This window comes from Shimazuella sp. NTD248 (assembly GCF_059510395.1).
In genome coordinates this window covers 348,758-366,967 of sequence record NZ_JCAJZT010000002.1, presented here as the reverse complement: position 1 = coordinate 366,967, position 18,210 = coordinate 348,758, and the positions used below count along the sequence as shown (strand labels likewise).

The window sequence follows — 18,210 nt, the reverse complement described above, 5'->3', positions numbered from 1 at the left end:
CACGTTTTGAGAGAGGGTAGATGAAATGGAAGTAAAAATAGGGGCAAAAGTAAAAGCAAATATAGCCAAAAAAAAGAATAGAGACACATTTGAACCAAATGTAAAAGTGCAGACAAAAAAAATCGGAAAATCTGATTCAAAGTCACACACAAAACCACGAATTATACCATTTCCAATGGAAGATGAGAAAAAGAATGTGATCGACTGGTCATCACCAGGAAAGCCATTTGCTCGTGAGAAAAAAGATCAGCGGAAATTGGTTCATCTATTTATTTCGATCGCTGGTGCTCTTCTTGTGGGGACAGTAATGGGTTTTTCTGTATTAGCATTGTTTTTCTCCGATCATCCTAATACAAACAACAATAGCATAGATGCACACTTGCCAGTAACATCTTCCGAAAAAAAAGCAACTGTTCAGGAACCAGTGAAACAAAAACCGGCAGCTTCTATTCCTGCGAGCATCAATCTACCCAAGTTACAAGTTTCTCTTTTACAAGCGGGTAACTATCAATCTAAAAGTAGTGCAACCAAAGTAGCAGAAAAGTATCGAACCAACGGATTTGCAGCTGTCATGTCTGATCAAGCACCATTTCGAATTTATCTTGGGGTAGGAGTGAATAAAACAAATGCCCAGCTATTGAGACAGCGATATGCAGCGAAAGGGATTACTGTTTATGTGAAAGATGTTACCCTCACTGGGAAGGTTCCCAAAATGGAAGGATTAGTCGAAACATTAAACATGGGAAACCAGTTATTTACCGAGTTGCAAGCTATTTCTGTTACGAGTATTACAAAAAATACGAAGATTCATATACCGAGTAACTTAAAAGAAAAACAGATGGCTTTTATGAAAGCAAATCAGCAGTCAAATCATTATCCTGTTGAAGCACGTGCAGCGATGATGGAATTAGCCAGAGGTTTGGATCAATCCGTTCAAGGAGCAATAGAATTTTCCAAACATCCAAATGATACACTTGCTTGGTTTATTCAAGAAGGTCTTGTTCGTTATATCACTGGTTATGAACATCTTCTCTATTCCCTGAAGGGAAACAAATGATGACGGTTACGTGATTTTTTGTGAAAATAATGATAAAATATTTCTAGAGCCAAAAATTATTTTCTAGAGGATAAGAAATTTTTTCCGTTTTATTTTATCTCCATAAGGAAAGCTGTTCCTTTATCCGTTTCTTTGAGTATTTAATGGATAGTAATTTTTCTTTCCTTCCTTACTTTGCAGGAGTTCACCAAAATATTGTAGAATAGTACAGTACGTATATTCCCATTTTTGTTTTCCTTAGGAGGAATCTCTGGCTTGACTCAGCTTATTCTAGCGTCCTCCTCTCCTCGCAGGAAGGAGCTTTTGGAGCAATTATCGCTGTCGTTTGAAATTGTTACTAGTTCCGTGGATGAATCACTGATCGAGCTTACTGAACCTGAACAACTGGTTATGGAGTTGGCACTTCTCAAAGCAAGATCAGTAGCTGCCACCTCTTTTTCGTCTGCTGTCATAATTGGAGCCGATACAGTTGTTTCGATCGATGGTCAAATTCTTGGAAAGCCTGTGGATGAGAAACATGCAGTAGCAATGCTTCACCAACTATCAAACAGAAAACATCAAGTATTTACAGGTATTTCACTTGTAGAGGTAAAAGAGGGGCAGATTGCACGACATATCACAGACTTCCGGCAAACGGATGTATGGATGAGATCTTTATCCGAACAAGATATTTCATGGTATGTGAGTACAAGAGAGCCTATGGATAAAGCTGGTTCGTACGGTATTCAAGCATATGGTGCGTGTTTTGTAGATCGTATTGATGGATGTTACTTCAATGTAGTAGGTTTGTCACTTCCATTACTAGAACGAATGTTTCGACAACTTGGCTATAACTTGATGACAGACTTTACCCGCTAAGGGGGGGCTAGTTGTTGTTAATTCGGGATCTTCCAACTGGTGAACGTCCAAGAGAGAGAATGATGCGTCTAGGACAAGCTTACCTATCTAACGCGGAGTTAATCGCTTTGCTACTGCGAACTGGTACAGCAGGGTTGTCCGCTACTCATCTTGCGGAGAATTTGTTGAGTAAAACTGGTGGTCTTAGAGGACTTGCTAATATGAGCCTTGCAGAGCTGACTCAATTGAAAGGAATAGGTCCAGCTAAAGCTATTCAGTTAGTGGCTGGCTTGGAGTTGGGGAGAAGATTCACCAGAGTACAACCGATCGAGAAGCAGAGGATGCAAACACCAGAGGATGTTGCAAGTTTTGTAATGGACGAGATGCGATATTTAACACAAGAACATTTTGTTTGTATCTATTTAGATACGAAACATCGTGTTATTGAGAAAAAATGTGTCTTTATTGGAAGTTTAGATACGGCGGTTGTTCACCCTCGGGAAGTTCTGCGTGCAGCAATAAGCAGCTGTGCTTCTGCTTTCATATGTGTACATAATCATCCGAGTGGAGACCCATCGCCTAGTCGAGAAGATATCGAAGTGACAGAACTTTTATACCAAGCATCTATCACAGTGGGAATAGACTTATTGGATCATATTATCATTGGTGACCAGCGATTTATTAGTTTAAAAGAACGGGGTTTTTTTCCTCTATAAGTAGGAACAGGAAGGAAAAAAGTAGGGTATAGCGAAAGAATAATGGAGATGGGGTGAGATTAGAATGGCTAAAGTAGTAAAACCAAGTGTATTAATCAAAGGTACGAAAGATGGACTTCTTTTCTTTTTAGATGATAGCCTCCCCTTTTCCATAGTGCTTAATGAGTTAAAACATAAATTGTTACATGAAAATGCGTCCCATATTTGGAATGGTCCTGACATGCGAGTGCAGATAAAGCTGGGAAAAAGACAAATTACGAGAAGTGAAGAACAAGATTTACGAGAGGTTTTTTCAGCTCGCAAAAATCTTCACATTTATACCTTGGAATCTGATGGTATACCGTATTTATTAGACTCTCCACGAAAGATGGAAATGCTTACTGGTACTGTTCGATCAGGACAGGTTCTCTCTCATAAAGGAGATTTATTATTACTTGGTGATGTCAATCCTGGGGGTTGTGTACAATCAACTGGCAATGTTTTCATTTTAGGTGCACTGCGCGGATTGGCTCATGCAGGAAGTGATGGAGACGAATCAGTCATCATCGCTGCTTCTATTTTTAGACCGACACAACTTCGAATCCATAATATTATTTCACGACCACCAGATGAGTGGAAAGAATCTGAGAATCACATGCGTTTTGCCTATATAGTCAAGGAACAGATCGCAGTAGATAAGATGAATCATCTCAGTCATATTCGACCTGAAATGGAATGGAAAGAGATCGGTAGGAAATTTGGCTAGGGAGGAGGACCAGTAATGGGAGAAAGTATTGTTGTAACATCCGGAAAAGGAGGAGTAGGGAAATCTACTACTTCTGCTAACATAGGCACTGCATTAGCGCTAATTGGTAAAAAAGTATGTTTAATAGATACAGATATTGGTCTACGTAACCTAGATGTGTTGATGGGATTGGAAAATCGAATTGTCTATGATATTGTCGATGTTATCGAAGAAACTTGTAGAGTGGATCAAGCTCTTATACGTGATAAGCGATGCGAAGAATTGTATTTACTCCCAGCTGCACAAACAAAAGATAAAAGTGCTATCACTTCCAACCAATTACGTAGGTTAATAGCTGATTTACGAGATCAATTTGATTATATTCTTATCGATTGCCCAGCTGGAATAGAATCTGGATTTCAACATGCCATCGCAGGTGCAGATAAAGCGATTGTCGTGACTACTCCGGAGCATACAGCTGTCCGTGATGCCGATAGAGTAATTGGTTTATTGGAAAAAGAACGAATTGCCACACCAAAATTAGTAATTAATCGTTTTCGGAAACAACTAGTGAAAGATGGAGGCATCTTGGATGTAGAAGAAGTTGTTTCTATTTTATCGGTAGATTTATTAGGAGTAATTCCTGATGATGAACATGTGATCCGATCAGGAAATGCTGGAGAACCAGTCGTATGGAATAGTGCCTCTCTTGCAGGGAAGGCATACCGCAATGTAGCACGACGCATCATGGGAGAAATGGTTCCACTACTCGTACAAGAAAAAGAACAAAATATGCTGGTTAAAATGAAGAAATGGCTAGGATTTGCTTAACCACCGACCCCGAAGGGGGTTTTTTATTTTGAAAAATGCATTCCCAGTATAGAGAAATATTGCACAAAAATGTATTTTTTTAGGATTAAAAAAGAAAATTCATTCTTTATTACAAATAACTGATTGATTGGCATTTACAAAGAGATATAATTATAATGGGGGAGGATGGATTGATAGGAGTTTTTAGAAGAAAATTCCGTAAATGTAGAAAAAGAGGAGGAACCAATGAGTATCTTAATTTTAAACGCAGTTTCCCATACAGATTGTCCATATGATGAGTTGTTAGGTGACTTGGGTGAAGAGCTAATCTTGCTGACAGATCGTAGATATGTGGAGGGCTTCCCCAAACAAAAATACACCTATATTGAAGCATTTGACTCATACGACGTAAATAGTAACGTTGAACTTCGGGCGATTGAACTGTATGAAACTTACCAATACCACACTGTAATAGCTTTAAAAGAAATGGACATTTTACGAGCCGCTAGTATTCGAGATTGGTTTGACCTCCAAGGGCAGCGTACCGATAGCGCTGAACAATATCGGGATAAAGTGCGAATGAAAGAAGTTGCTGGCGATAATGGTATTCCAGTAACGAAATTTCGCCGTATTCACTCCTCTTTCGATCTCATCCAATTTGTCAAAGAGTATGAATTTCCAGTGGTTATCAAGCCTGTTTTAGGAAGAGGTTCTACTGGAACATGTGTACTCGATGATAAAGCCGCATTATCGCAATTCATAGAGAAAGGTGTCCCTTTGGAAATTGCAGTAGAAAAGTTTGTAGAAGGTGAAGTGTATCACGTTGATGGAATTGTTCAAGAAGGCAAACTAGAATTTATTAGTGCTTCCAAATACTACGATGCTCCTTTGCACTTCCATACTACTAGTTACCAAGGTGCATTCTTACTAACTCCTACTAGCGGAATTGCTGAAAGATTGGTAGAGAAGACCAAGAAATTAATTGCATGCCTTGATACCCCCGATTTTACCACGTTTCACGCTGAATGGTTTCATACTCCTGATGATCAAATCATATTAGTTGAAATCGCGAGTAGAACTGGTGGCGGACGTATCGCTCAAATGAATGAACATGCATTTGGAGCAAATCTATTGGAGGCTTCTTTGCGTTTGCAATGTGGTAAATCTGTTCCTGTTCCTTCGGTGGAAAAACAAAAACATCCAGATATTTTAGCAGCATGGATGATTTTGCCTCCGCACAAAGGTACCCTCCGTTCTCTGCCAGCTGGTCAACCGCCAGATTTTGTAGTTGAATACAAAGTAGTAGGAAAGATCGGACAAAATTATAATGATCCTGTAAGTCAAGTTGATCATATCGCCTCTTTTGTAGTAGAAGGGGAGAATGAAGAGATTCTACAGGAACGTGCGCAAGCCGCATATGAATGGTTTCACCAGTCTACTACTTGGGATTAGATCAGGATTTCATAGGATTCTGAGTGACAAAACCACGGTTTGAATCATGGGATGAAAACGAGCGTTAGATGAGAAAGAGTTTAGCTCTCTCAAGTCCAACACTTTTTCAACAAAAGATATTTACAAATATACATTCTGATGATGAACTATCGTAAATTACAAATTTTGGATAGTTTGAAATGCGAAAACCAAGTAATAGGACTATTCCATGTTGTAAGGGAACAGTGGGGCTCACGGGGCTAGCTTGGTAATGAAGTAGTCATTAAGATTACCACCGTCCCAAGAATCCTACGGCTTTAGCTGTATGGAGTGACAAAAGGGTAAATATGGTGCAAAAAGGCGACCTGCTATGGGTCGCCTCTTCCAATTAGGGCTGTTTTTTTGTTGGTAATTTTGTTTTGCACCATTTTATTGAGGCAGTCCACACTTTGTTTACCCAGTCGCGAACTTTTGTCATTTTTCATACCCTCCTTTTTCAAGTTGTACACTAGGAGCATATGAAGGACATCCCTGACATATGATTGTACAAATGGTACGAGCAGTGAGAGGGAGGGATAACAAATGGCCGATTGGGGATATGAGTTAAATAAAAATAGAGAGCAAAAAATTCGATCACTGGAAAGAAAATTGGAATCGGTGAATCGAACACCTACATGGGAGCCGAAAGAAAAGTTTGATGAGATAGATAGATCATCCATTGTAAAATGGACGGATACACAAGAAGGAAAAGCTAAAAACAATCCCAAAAATGTGTTTCTGATGCAAATGGTAGCTGCCTCTATGTTATTTTTGATTACTCTTGTAGGGACGAGATACCCCGTTGCAGAAAGATGGATTTCTACTGCTTGGAGTCAGAAAATTCCTTATGAGAAGGTAAGTGCTTTTTATCAAGAAATAGTAGGAAGCCGACCGACTTTGCTGCCCGTGTTTTCAGGTGAAAAAAAACAAGTAGAGAGATGGGCAGCTCCAATCAAGGGAAAAGTAGTTCTATCTTTCAATGAACAACGAAAAGGAGTCGTGATACAAACTGCTGGTAAAGTGCCAATAACAGCTGCAAAAGCGGGAGTGGTTACTTTTGTAGGAAACAAAACAGGAATAGGGCAGACAGTAATTATCCAGCATGAAGATGGAAAACAAACATGGTATGGATTTCTTGGTAAAATTCAGTTAAAAGTGAAGGACGAAGTGAAAAGAGGTCAGACAATTGGGCAAGTTACTCCCCGCAGTAATCAGTATTTTGTTTATGTAGCCCTGCAAGAAAATGGACAATTTATCGATCCTACTGGCATTATTCCTTTTAGGTAGGGCAAATGGCTACATTTCAGAGATTCCGATTACATCCAACATTCTGGTTGCTGGTAGTTATTTCGGTCTGGACAGGGCACTTTCTTGAGATCATCACTTTATGCGTCTTAGTTTTTATTCATGAATTGGGGCATGTTGCAGCTGCTTGGTCATATGGTTGGCGAATTCAATCAATCGAGCTTTTGCCAATTGGAGGAGTTGCAAAAACAGATGAGTGGGGTACCGTTCCAGCTAAAGAAGAAATTGTAGTAGCTTTAGCAGGGCCTTTTCATCATGTTTGGATGGTATTGTTTAGTCTGCTCGCCTTTCATTTAGGTTGGTGGAGTGAGGCTTGGACTACTTATTTTATCCAAGGAAACTTGTTCATTGCCCTCTTCAACCTTGTACCAATCTATCCTTTGGATGGAGGAAGAGTACTTCAAGCATTGCTAAGTTATGTGTTACCTTATCGTTTGTGTATTACTGTTACATACTGGGTGAGTATTATTTTGACGATTGGTCTCATTGGATGGGGATTATCTTCGTCTTTTCCGTTGTTTACGATTTCTCTCTTTTTACTCATGACAAATATAAAGCACCTGCGATCACACCATCTTCAATATTTACGTTTTTTGTTATATCGTCATCATAATGGAATACATCATGATGTACCTATACGTCGTATCGTGTTGCAGCAACCGATCGTAACTTCATCTATCATTGATCGCTGGTACAAAGAATCTTATCACGTCTTTGAGTTGAAAGATAAATCAGGTACATCGCTGGGCTTTATTCCAGAAGAGAGGTTGCTAAAAAAATATTTTGAAGACGGGAAGATAGGTAAGATACAAGATCTAGTCAGTTAGAGATACCATACAGAAGCAAGCATTTGCATCAACAAAGGCTTCTCCCCCAATGGGGATGGGATAATTAGGTAAGGAATGCCCGGCAGGCAAGCCGTAATAAGACGGTTTGCAAACTCGCCCGATGTGATCAGTTAATATTTTTATAACAGGTAAGCTCGGTTTGTTTGCTGGGGCATGACAGTCGGTAAAATCACCAAATACAATTCCGCTGCAAGCTTGTAATTTACCAGCTAAACGAAGTTGAGTTAACATGCGATCAATTCGATATGGATTTTCTCCCACTTCTTCGATAAATAAAATGCAGCCGGTTGTATCGATTTCAAAAGCAGTCCCCAGCGATGCCACAAGTAATGATAAATTTCCTCCAACAATAGATCCTACTGCTTTTCCAGGGAACAGGCAGTGGGCTTTTTTTGTTCTAGGGTACGTATAAGTACTCGTTGGATTTTGAAGTAACCGCCACAAATCCCTCCACCAGTCTTCTCCTGCTGATTCGGGTAATTCTGCTAACATTGGACCATGAATGGTAGGTATTCCCGTCATTTGATAAATGGCATTGAGCAAAGTAGTAATATCACTATAGCCGATCAACCATTTTGGATTGCGACGAATTAGCTCAAAATCGAGTTGATCGACGATCCGCAGACAACCGTATCCTCCACGCAAGCAAAGAATTGCTTCAATTTCAGGGTCTGCATACATACGATGTAAATCCGCTAAGCGACCCTTATCATTTCCTGCTAAAAATCCATTTTGATCGAAGATTGCATCCCCGAGAACTGGTATATAACCAGCATCATGTAGATGATCAATTGCTTGGTGTGTTTTTTTAGGATCAACCGAGCTCGAAGGTGCCACAATACCAATATAAGCTCCTTTATGCATAGGTTTTGGAATCATTCCTTCAACCCCTTTTTATTATGAATATGCCAAAATGTCACTTGTTGATGGAATATGGTGTAATGTAAACCTTTTGTTTTCGAGATAGTCCTTTTTAAAATGAAATAGGATTACAATGTTGTTTTTCATATAAAGAAGGTAATTTAAAATGTATAACATTCTATTTTGTATTGTATAAAACACTTTTATTATTAAACGAATATTCAAGGAAAGTACATCATTATGCAGTTTAAAATAGATATTTATATATTAAAATATGAAATATCTTTATTTAATAAAATAAATGAATGATGGGAAAGAAGGAATATATAAAATGTTCCAAAAAGTTGTTTCCGGTGCATTTGCAGCTACTCTTGTTTTGGCAATACCAAGTCTTGCGCTAGCATGTAACTGGGGAGCACAAGCGAGTGGAGATTGTAAAAAGTTAGATGTATCCGTTTCAGTTGAACGTGGCAATGATGAAAAAGCTGGTAGCTATGACCTGTACTGGTCAAAAAGCGGTAATCCAAAAGAAGGAGAAAAGATTGCAACTGGTGAAATCCCAGCCTTGGAAAAAGGAAAAGTACATAACATTTCCTATGATATTGCACAAAACAAAAATGGGAAAGAAGGCTATTATATTTTCCATTTGATCGAAACCAAAGGTTCTATTTGGAGCAAAGAAATCGTGGTGACAAATTGTACCGAAGTCCCACCGGCAACGGATAATGGAGGAACAACACCTCCAACATCAGACAATGGGGGAACGACAACTCCTCCATCTACCGACAACGGTGGAACCACAATTCCGCCAACTACAGATAATGGAGGAACGACAACCCCACCAACAACGGACGCAGGTGGTAAAACTCCTACACCAGTAGTGACCAAGCCAAACGGTGGGAAATTGCCTAAAACTGCAAGTTCCTTTCCAACTGCAATCGCACTAGGTGCAACACTCGTCGCTGGTGGAGCACTTTCCCTTCGTTTACAAAAACAATAATGAATGCAGATAAAAGAAAAGAGGCCATTGTGTCCTTTTCTTTTTGTTTATCTTGCCTTTTCGGGGTTATAGAATTTTAAAAAACTTGATTCTATTGAGGAATCAAGTTTTTTTAGTTAAGAATCCAAATCAGGAAGGCCTAATAGTATATGCGTTTCTTTATCTAACTAATTCTTTCCATTTTTTATGAAGAATCTGCTCTCCTAATTGAGCTAAAACTTTTTGTCCTTCAACCGTTGGATGAACATCATTTTGGGCTAAACGAACTAATGTATGTTGCTGTTCATCAAATGCAGCATGTGCATCTGCTACTTTTAAATGAAATTTATTTGCATTGTTTTCGATGATAGTATTGAGTTGTCCGATTATCGATTCTGAAAAAGGATGTAAGTAAACAGATGCAGATGGAAACGGATTGTAGAGATTATATAAAACTATCTTAGCTGAAGGAGCAAGTTGTTTGATGTTTTGAATGATAACAGGCAAGTTTTCTGCAAAAGTTTGCGTTGCTTGCTCAAATCCTTTTTCTTGTTCTGGAGTCAACTGAATCGGTTTTTGTGTGTTTTCTGGATTCAATAATCCATATTGAGAGGCGAGTCTTAAGATATCATTACTTCCTATATCTAATGTGACAATTTTTGCTTGTTTAATGGCTGTTTGGAATTTTTCCGTTTGCAAAGCCTGTAATAAATCGCCTGATGTCCAACCAGGAACCCCCAAGTTTGCAACATTCTTATTTAAATGAGCTCCGATCAAATAAGGAAAAGCATATGGAGATGGTGAATGATTATCCCCTAAATTGTATCCAAATGTAATGGAGTCACCGAGTGCTACAAGGGATGAATGATGTGCTTTTAGGGATGAAGCAAAAGAGGAGTAGGGTAAGACAAAAGTACATATCAGTGTAAGAGCAAACATAAGTATGGAAACTTTTTTCATGCAAGCAACCCCTTGATGATTGTATTTTTGTGACCACCACAATCATATTACAATTTATTTCATATTGGTATGAATATATCGTTAATCATAATGAATGTATAATGGTCTCTTGTTTGATAGTCTGATTATGCTTATTTAGAGAGTAATGGAAATGAAGTATGACAATAAAAGAAATATACGTAGCTGCACTATAAGGAGAAATCCTTACTTTTATTTATGATCACATTTAGGGAACATCATTTCTTTATTGATGTGATCTTTAAACTTGCATATGTCTAACATATTTTCACCTATTTTTTCATTTATAATGATATTTATGAAAGGAAGTGCAACGGAGTGGATATGAATATTTTCATTGTGGAAGATGATATGGCTATTTTTCAGTCGCTAAAGGAACGACTTGAACAGTGGTCTTTTCAAGTTACAAGTCCAGATGATTTTCATCATTTGATGGAGTCTTTTCTAAGTAAACAACCGCATCTGGTTATCATGGATATTCAACTGCCTGCGTATGATGGTTTCCACTGGTGTCGAGAAATTAGGGCAATATCAAAAGTGCCCATTCTCTTTTTATCCTCAAGAGATCATCCGATGGATATGGTGATGGCGATGAATATGGGAGCGGACGACTACATTCAAAAACCTTTCAATATGGATGTATTTATGGCTAAAATTCAGGCGTTACTCCGTCGAAGTTACAATTATAAAGAACAAGTCACTGATCTAATGGAATGGAATGGTGCGATCATTGATTTAAAGCGCGCTGTTATTCGGATGGCAGGAAGCGAGATTGAATTGACAAAGAACGAGTTGTTTATATTAGTTGTTCTTGTTCAGATGAGTGATCAAATTATTACCCGTAGTGAACTCATAAGGAAACTGTGGGATGATGAGCGATTTGTCAATGACAATACGTTGACTGCAAATATAACAAGGTTACGCAGAAAACTTGCGGATTTCAAGTTGGAAGATGCGATCGTGACCAAAAAAGGCATTGGCTATATGGCGGTAACGTTATAAGAAAGGGATAAAGATATGTTTATTCGCTATCTAAATGATAGAAAAAACTGGATTCTCTTTTATTTTATTTCTCTTGCGTTTACCAACTTTATCATTTGGCTAGATAGTGGAATATCTCTCCAAATAGGTTCTATCATCTATCTAAATCTATTACTGTTCTGTGCTTTCCTTCTCTTTTTTGTGTGGCGTTATAAGAAAGAAACAGGGTTTATAAAAACACTTATGGCAATTGGGGAAATGGAAGAAGATTGGATCGAGATGTTACCAGAACCAAATTTTTTGCTAGATGAAGTGGTAAAGGAAACGTTGTGTGCAGCGGATCGTTCTTATAAACGAAAATTATCTATGATCCATGAGGCTCATGTAATGGAAAGAGATTATGTTGCATCATGGGTACATGAAGTAAAAACACCGCTTACAGCTATGAAATTAATGATTGATGCGAATCGAAGTGATCCTGCATTGCAGAAGATTGGAGCAGAATGGCTGCGTATTCATCTGCTTATTGACCGGCAATTATACATATCTCGCCTTCCTTATCTGGAATCCGATTACGTTTTAGAAAAAAAACAACTGCATCGGCTTGTTGCTAGTGAAGTCCGGGAATTAGCCTCGTGGTTTTTGGAGAAGAATGTTGCGGTTGAGTTTGAAGGGGAAAATGTAGCAGTGAAGACAGATAGTAAATGGTGCCAATTTATTTTACGACAAATCTTAGTAAATGCAGTGAAATACAGCCCAGACGGCGGGGTAATCACGATAGAAACAGAAATGATATCTACTGGAAATGTTGTTTTGAAACTAAGAGACGAGGGTCCAGGGATTGCCTCACACGATTTGCCTCGCATTTTCGATAAAGGGTTCACAGGCGGCACTGGAAGATTACAAAACGCAGCAACGGGACTAGGATTGTATCTGGCAAAAATGGTAGCCAGTAAAATCGGGATCACTATTTCGGTACAATCAAAACAACTGCAAGGAACTACTGTGTCTTTGACATTCCCTATTGAAAATGAATATGAAGCAACACGAACCTGACAATAATGTCACATTGGCTTTCTTGATTGTCACGTGAAACGAACGATTTTTTCGACTTTTAATCATAAAATGAATATCTAGCGAGGAGATGAACACGAACCAGAATTTAATTCCAAAAGCATTTTTACATGTACAGGCTGTGTTTGGGGGCGACTATGTTGACAATATTTGAGTTGGTCATCCGCAACATGAGAAGAAATATCAGACAGTATTATCTCTATCTTTTTGCACTTGTTTTTAGTTTAGGTCTTTATTTTATCTTTTCCATGCTGCAGCATGACCCATCCATTGTGGCAATAACAAGTTTAAATGATAACTTTCGTGATTCATTTCAAATCGCAGGGGTAATTTTGATTGTTATCATCATTAGCTTTATGATATATGCCAATCATATTTTTCTTCGACTTCGCAGCAAAGAAATTGGACTATATCAACTAATCGGTTTGACCAAAACAAGGATAGCTCGCCTTATTATCAGTGAAAACATCATGATTGGGGTAAGTGCGTTTGTTTTTGGGATCATTGGTGGTACCTTAACTTCGCGACTCTGTAAACTGATGCTTATGAAATTAATCGGTGATGACAGTATTATCACTATGTCCTTTTCTGTTGAGGCAGTCTTGGAAACTTTATTTGTGCTTATTGTGCTTATGTTAGTAAATTCAGCACAAATGGTTTTCGCCATTTATCGTAGTACATTGCTTGAATTGTTCGATGCTGATAAGCGAAGAGAGTATATAAAAAGACCTCAAACTGTCAAAGCAGCCATTGTCACTACATTTGCTATTGTTCTCCTTGTATTTGGATATTGGTACTCAGGATACGTTATCAATCAATCTTCCACCATTCGTGTGTTAGTACTATTTTTAACGACAACAGCAGGCACATACTTGCTTTTCCGAGTTACCATCAGTTGGTTTTTGTATGAGTTTCGAAAAAAGAAAGATGGTTACCTTGGTTTGCAAAATAGTCTTTCTATCACTCCGATTATGCATCAAATGAAGTCCAATGCGCTCGCTTTTACTTTGATCACCATCCTATCAACAGTGAGTTTGACGATGATTGCTGTTGGTAATGCGACTTACTGGACCTTTGCGAAAGAAATTCGTTCAGCTAATCCATATGATTTTATTTTTGAAAATCAGGAGCAAGATGCAACATTATTTCAGGATAAGCTCACAAAAGAAGGCATTTCTTTTATTCGTTATCCAATCACAGGGGTTCAGTTAGAAGTGATGAGCACTTCACTAATGAATGAAATGCCAATACCAATTATCCCGACTAGTCGTATTTCTATCTTCTCAGCCGAACAACTTGTCAAGGCTGGCGCTGACATCACGGTGCCGAAAACAGGGGATGCTGTTCTCTATCATTCAAGTGCAAATAAAGACTTTCAAAATTCAAAAATGAGATCTCCTGTCCATATTCATGTTTATAGCAGTCGAGGTCTGCAAACAATCCGATTAACGAGAATAGTAGAGAAGACCGTTGTTAACGATTTTGACGTTACTGGGTTTCAACTGGTTGTATCAGAAGAAACAATGAAAGAGCTTAAAAAGAACAATGAATCATTGGAAATAGACGCATTTCAGATATCAAACAGGCATGATCTTGCCAAGGCATCTGCTATTTATAAAAGTATAGATGAAAATATCATGTCAAACAGACCACAAGGAAAATTTCTGCCTGATTATTATACGGTTTATGAGCTGGAATATCAGTCTTCTGGATTGCTTATTTTCGTTACTGGTTTTCTTGGTCTCGTCTTTCTCATCTCCACTGGCAGTGTCATATATTTCAAGCAGATGATGGAAGCAGAGCAGGAGAAGAAAGCCTATATTATCTTACGGAAATTTGGTTTTGATGTAAAAGATATGATGAAAGGCATTATTCGTAAACAACTGTTTGTCTTTTCTGTTCCTCTTGTGATTGCACCTTTGCATGCTATTTTTGCAGTGAGAGCAACCATGATAGACTTGCAAACGGATATCACTGTGCCTTCTATGATTTCCATAGGAGTGTATGTATTGTTTTATTTCACCTTTGCCAGCTTAACAGTCAATTACTACCAAAAAATGATCAAAAATGCACGATAATAAATTGCGTGATATATCTTGTATTTCGTAGGGATTATGCTGCACGTGAAAAATAGTTCGGCTATACCTACGATCACAGGAAATCATGTCGGAATATTATGATTTTTTAACAAGGCAGAGAGAGAGGGAATGTGTAGTGGATCGATTGATACGATGGGGTTTAAATAATACTGTGGCCGTTATTATTTTGAGTATTCTTGTACTAGTTACAGGGGTTTTATCTGCTTGGAATATCCAAGTGGAATCGCTTCCCAGTGTTCATTCACCAACATTGGAAATATCGGTTTCCAAAAAGGGTTATTCTGCTGAGGATATAGAACAAGACATAATAAAACCAATAGAAGATCGCCTTTCACAAATGAAGGAAGCTCAATACATTAGTGTTTCCAATGAAAATACTGGATCTATTGAGATCACTTATCCATTTGAACAAGATATAGATCAAGCAAAGGAGAAAGTACAAGATGAATTAGACAAACTTAGTTTCCCAGAGGAAACAGAAGTGAAGCTGGATAAAAGTTCGACAGAGAATAAAACGGTTTATGAAGTTGCTTTTAGTTCATCAAATAGTCTCAAACTACAACATTTGCTTGAGGGAAAAATTATTCCTGAGTTGAAAAAAGTGGATGGTGTTGAGGAAGTAACACTATCTGGTGATAAACAGCAATCTTGGGTTGTCAGTGTAGATCTGGATAAGGCTAAAAAATACGGGATCACTACCCAATCTATCTATGATGCAATCCAGACGTCTAACACCTCCCTGCCCATTGGCACCGTTCAGAAGTCAAAGTATACCATACCAGTAAATTTGTCTGGGGATAAGATCTTAAAGATCGATGATTTAAAGCAAATCGATATAGTAGGTGGCACATCTCCCTTAAAATTGGGTACTATTGCAACTGTCAAAGAGGCGGCTATACCAAATGGAATTACCCGTTTTAATGGGGAAAGTGCTCTCTTGTTAAATGTCACAAAAACGGATACCGCAAATTCGCCAGAAGTTGGTAGTAAAGTAAAACAAATTGTGGACAAATACCAGAAACAAGAAAAATTCAAAATGTATTCTCTCACAGATGATGGGCAAGCTGTATCAAACTTGATTCATTCCTTAATGAGAGAGGGTTTACTAGGTGCTTTATTTACTGTGTTAATCATTGCTCTTTTCCTGCGTAATCTGCGTGCAACTATTATTGCGATTGTGTCTTTGCCGCTATCTGTCTTTGCTACAATGAGTTTTCTAGATTTGTTAGGTTATACACTAAATATGATGACTTTAGGAGGAATAACAGTAGCAATTGGTAGAATAGTGGATGACAGTATTGTAGTGATCGAGAATATTTTTCGTTGGAAACAGCAAAACAGCAAAGAAAACAGTGACAAAAAATTGGCTTTCTATGCAACTAAAGAAGTACTAAAGGCAGTCGCCTCTTCAACGCTCGTCACGATAGTCGTATTTTTGCCACTTGCTTTTATTAGTGGGGAAATCGGTGAGTACTTCCGTCCCTTTGCATGTGCTGTTGTATTTTCTATCTTTATCTCGTTTTTGGTAGCATTTCTGCTGATCCCAGTCCTTAGTAGTAAATTCTTTCTAAATGTCAAACATCGAGAAAAGAAAAGTGTACTTGTTGACTGGTATACAAAAATGTTACTAGGTGCACTGAAGCACAAAGCAATCGCGATTTCTGTATCAATCCTTCTGTTATTCAGTGCAATAGCGATGGTACCGCAGCTTGGTTATTCATTTTTACCAGCTGGTCCTGTCTCATCTTTAAAGGTTTTAACGGTTTTACCAGCTGCAACGAAGCAAGCGGATACGGATAAAATGGCAAAGAAGTTAGAAAAGTATGTGAAGGGATTAAATGATGTTAATTATAGTCAAATGTCAATCAATCTACCAGCTGAAGGGAGGATAGGACCAACGCAAGGGAACAACATAGAATTTACAATAAAATTAAATGATAGAGTAGCGGTAGAGCCGTTTATTAAAAAAATGGAACAAGCATTGAATGAGATTGTGCATGCTGATTATCCTGCTGGGATGATTCTTGTTTCTGGAATTGGACAACAATCGGCTGGTGGTCAAGGTTTTATAGGTTTTTCCTTATATGGTGAAGATTCATATGCACTAGAAAAAGCTTCTAAGCAAGTGGAGGACATACTACAGCAAAATAAGCAGTTGGAAAACGTCACCAACAAAATGGAACAGGTTATACCCAAGTGGAATCTCAAACTGAATGACAAAGGGAAAGAACTTCAGGTTGATATCAATCAGATCCGCAGTATAGTAGGATACTACTTAGAAGGACAGAATATCGATGATTTTAAGATTGGCAATGAAAAACAAATGTTGACGATTTCTTACAGTAAAGGGATCACCTCTCTTACGGAATTAAAAAACATTTCTGTGCCTACAAAAGCAGGAAATAAAAAACTAAGTGATATTGTAACTATTACAGAAACAAAGACTCCAATATCGATTCAACATGAACAAGGAAAAAATTATGCTAGTGTGACTGCATCGATCAAGACAACTGATGTGAAAAAAGTTACCAAAGAAGTAATGGCAAAAGTAAATCAGCTTACATTACCAGCAGGGGTTACCCTTGGATCGGACGGTTCACTAGAGGAGACCGAGGAAGGTTTTCAAAGTTTGGGGATTGCTATTTTTGTAGCGATTGGTCTGGTCTTTCTTACTTTAAGTGTTACATTTGGGGGAGTAGTAACGCCATTGATTATTCTCTCTTCCATTTTGTTTATACCAATTGGTTCAATTGCTGCACTATTGATAACAGGACAGACACTCTCGATAAGCGGAATGATAGGTGTGCTGATGCTAGTTGGAATTGTAGTAACAAACGCAGTAGTTTTACTTGACCGGATTGAAACCAACCGCAAATCAGGTATGGAGATAACAGAAGCAATTGTAGAAGCAGCAAAAATAAGACTCCGGCCGATTTTAATGACTGCTATTGCAACGATATTTGCGCTTATCCCTCTTGCGTTGTCCGTAGCTTCTGAAGAGTTGATTTCCAAGGGATTAGCGATAACCGTTATTGGTGGCTTAACCACCTCTACTTTAGTAACGTTGTTTTTTGTTCCAGTCGTATATGCAATAGTAAGAAAAAATGAGCGGCAAAAAGAAATAATATGATACTTAACCCCTCTAGTATTTCCCTTGTTGGGTATGCTAGAGGGATTCTATTATACTTGGAAATACAGAAGGATGATTTTTCGAAAATGAGTTCACAGAAAGTGTTGAAAGATAAGGCAATTGGACAATTTATATTCAGTACATACTGATGTTAATAAATAAGATACAACATTGCTATATAATCTAGTCAGATGTAGTTATGCTCAGGACGTTCACAACTAAAAATGAATTCCAATATGGGAAGCTACCTGATAATATGTCACACTTCTCCTGCCATTTGTCATCTGAAACAAACGACCATTTATACAACAAACAGTAGAATTTAATATAGAAAAGGAGGT

General features: G+C 38.1%; 15 protein-coding genes. 13 read left to right on the top strand and 2 right to left on the bottom strand.

The features are described from left to right. The first annotated feature begins 25 nt into the window (after positions 1 to 25). From AC5WOE_RS06475 to AC5WOE_RS06440, 8 genes are all read left to right on the top strand, one after another. Positions 26 to 1,057, top strand: a complete 1,032-nt coding sequence (locus AC5WOE_RS06475) for a hypothetical protein (RefSeq protein WP_496052172.1) — start codon at positions 26 to 28, stop codon at positions 1,055 to 1,057. Between the two features lie 255 nt (positions 1,058 to 1,312). After that, entirely contained in the window at positions 1,313 to 1,915 is a 603-nt protein-coding gene (locus AC5WOE_RS06470; RefSeq protein ID WP_496049526.1) for a Maf family protein, read from the top strand. An 11-nt stretch (positions 1,916 to 1,926) separates the two neighbouring features. Continuing rightward, complete coding sequence (gene radC / locus AC5WOE_RS06465) at positions 1,927 to 2,610, top strand: RadC family protein (RefSeq protein ID WP_496052171.1); 684 nt, start codon at positions 1,927 to 1,929, stop codon at positions 2,608 to 2,610. A gap of 64 nt (positions 2,611 to 2,674) precedes the next feature. Next, positions 2,675 to 3,355 (top strand): septum site-determining protein MinC, encoded by a 681-nt coding sequence (locus AC5WOE_RS06460; RefSeq protein WP_496049528.1) that lies wholly within the window; start codon positions 2,675 to 2,677, stop codon positions 3,353 to 3,355. Between the two features lie 15 nt (positions 3,356 to 3,370). Continuing rightward, positions 3,371 to 4,165, top strand: a complete 795-nt coding sequence (minD, locus tag AC5WOE_RS06455; protein WP_496049529.1) for a septum site-determining protein MinD — start codon at positions 3,371 to 3,373, stop codon at positions 4,163 to 4,165. Between the two features lie 225 nt (positions 4,166 to 4,390). After that, positions 4,391 to 5,596 carry an ATP-grasp domain-containing protein gene (locus AC5WOE_RS06450; protein ID WP_496049530.1) on the top strand — a complete coding sequence of 402 codons (1,206 nt, stop codon included), beginning with the start codon at positions 4,391 to 4,393 and terminating at the stop codon, positions 5,594 to 5,596. Between the two features lie 561 nt (positions 5,597 to 6,157). Beyond that, positions 6,158 to 6,901, top strand: a complete 744-nt coding sequence (locus AC5WOE_RS06445) for a peptidoglycan DD-metalloendopeptidase family protein (protein WP_496052170.1) — start codon at positions 6,158 to 6,160, stop codon at positions 6,899 to 6,901. A gap of 5 nt (positions 6,902 to 6,906) precedes the next feature. Further along, positions 6,907 to 7,746 carry a M50 family metallopeptidase gene (locus AC5WOE_RS06440; RefSeq protein WP_496049532.1) on the top strand — a complete coding sequence of 280 codons (840 nt, stop codon included), beginning with the start codon at positions 6,907 to 6,909 and terminating at the stop codon, positions 7,744 to 7,746. Here AC5WOE_RS06440 and AC5WOE_RS06435 read toward each other — a convergent pair. Next, positions 7,735 to 8,646: a S66 peptidase family protein gene (locus AC5WOE_RS06435; RefSeq protein ID WP_496052169.1), complete on the bottom strand. Its 912-nt coding sequence runs from the start codon at positions 8,644 to 8,646 to the stop codon at positions 7,735 to 7,737. The two genes, AC5WOE_RS06440 and AC5WOE_RS06435, sit on opposite strands and share 12 nt — an antisense overlap. A gap of 313 nt (positions 8,647 to 8,959) precedes the next feature. Here AC5WOE_RS06435 and AC5WOE_RS06430 point away from each other — a divergent pair, with 313 nt between their 5' ends. Beyond that, positions 8,960 to 9,628, top strand: coding sequence for a hypothetical protein (locus AC5WOE_RS06430; protein ID WP_496052168.1), 669 nt, complete (start codon positions 8,960 to 8,962; stop codon positions 9,626 to 9,628). A 159-nt stretch (positions 9,629 to 9,787) separates the two neighbouring features. Here the strand turns inward: AC5WOE_RS06430 and AC5WOE_RS06425 are convergent, their stop codons facing one another. Then, a complete protein-coding gene (locus tag AC5WOE_RS06425; protein ID WP_496049535.1) occupies positions 9,788 to 10,567 on the bottom strand; it encodes an SGNH/GDSL hydrolase family protein in 780 nt (259 codons plus the stop codon). Between the two features lie 342 nt (positions 10,568 to 10,909). On the opposite strand from AC5WOE_RS06425, the gene AC5WOE_RS06420 reads away from it, so the two are divergent. The 4 genes from AC5WOE_RS06420 to AC5WOE_RS06405 all read left to right on the top strand — a co-directional run bounded on the left by AC5WOE_RS06420 (position 10,910) and on the right by AC5WOE_RS06405 (position 17,869). Next, complete coding sequence (locus tag AC5WOE_RS06420; protein ID WP_496049953.1) at positions 10,910 to 11,587, top strand: response regulator transcription factor; 678 nt, start codon at positions 10,910 to 10,912, stop codon at positions 11,585 to 11,587. 15 nt (positions 11,588 to 11,602) lie between these two features. Further along, complete coding sequence (locus AC5WOE_RS06415; RefSeq protein WP_496049536.1) at positions 11,603 to 12,622, top strand: sensor histidine kinase; 1,020 nt, start codon at positions 11,603 to 11,605, stop codon at positions 12,620 to 12,622. A gap of 158 nt (positions 12,623 to 12,780) precedes the next feature. Continuing rightward, positions 12,781 to 14,718: an FtsX-like permease family protein gene (locus AC5WOE_RS06410; RefSeq protein ID WP_496052167.1), complete on the top strand. Its 1,938-nt coding sequence runs from the start codon at positions 12,781 to 12,783 to the stop codon at positions 14,716 to 14,718. 136 nt (positions 14,719 to 14,854) lie between these two features. Beyond that, positions 14,855 to 17,869: an efflux RND transporter permease subunit gene (locus tag AC5WOE_RS06405; protein WP_496049538.1), complete on the top strand. Its 3,015-nt coding sequence runs from the start codon at positions 14,855 to 14,857 to the stop codon at positions 17,867 to 17,869. Positions 17,870 to 18,210: the final 341 nt, after the last annotated feature.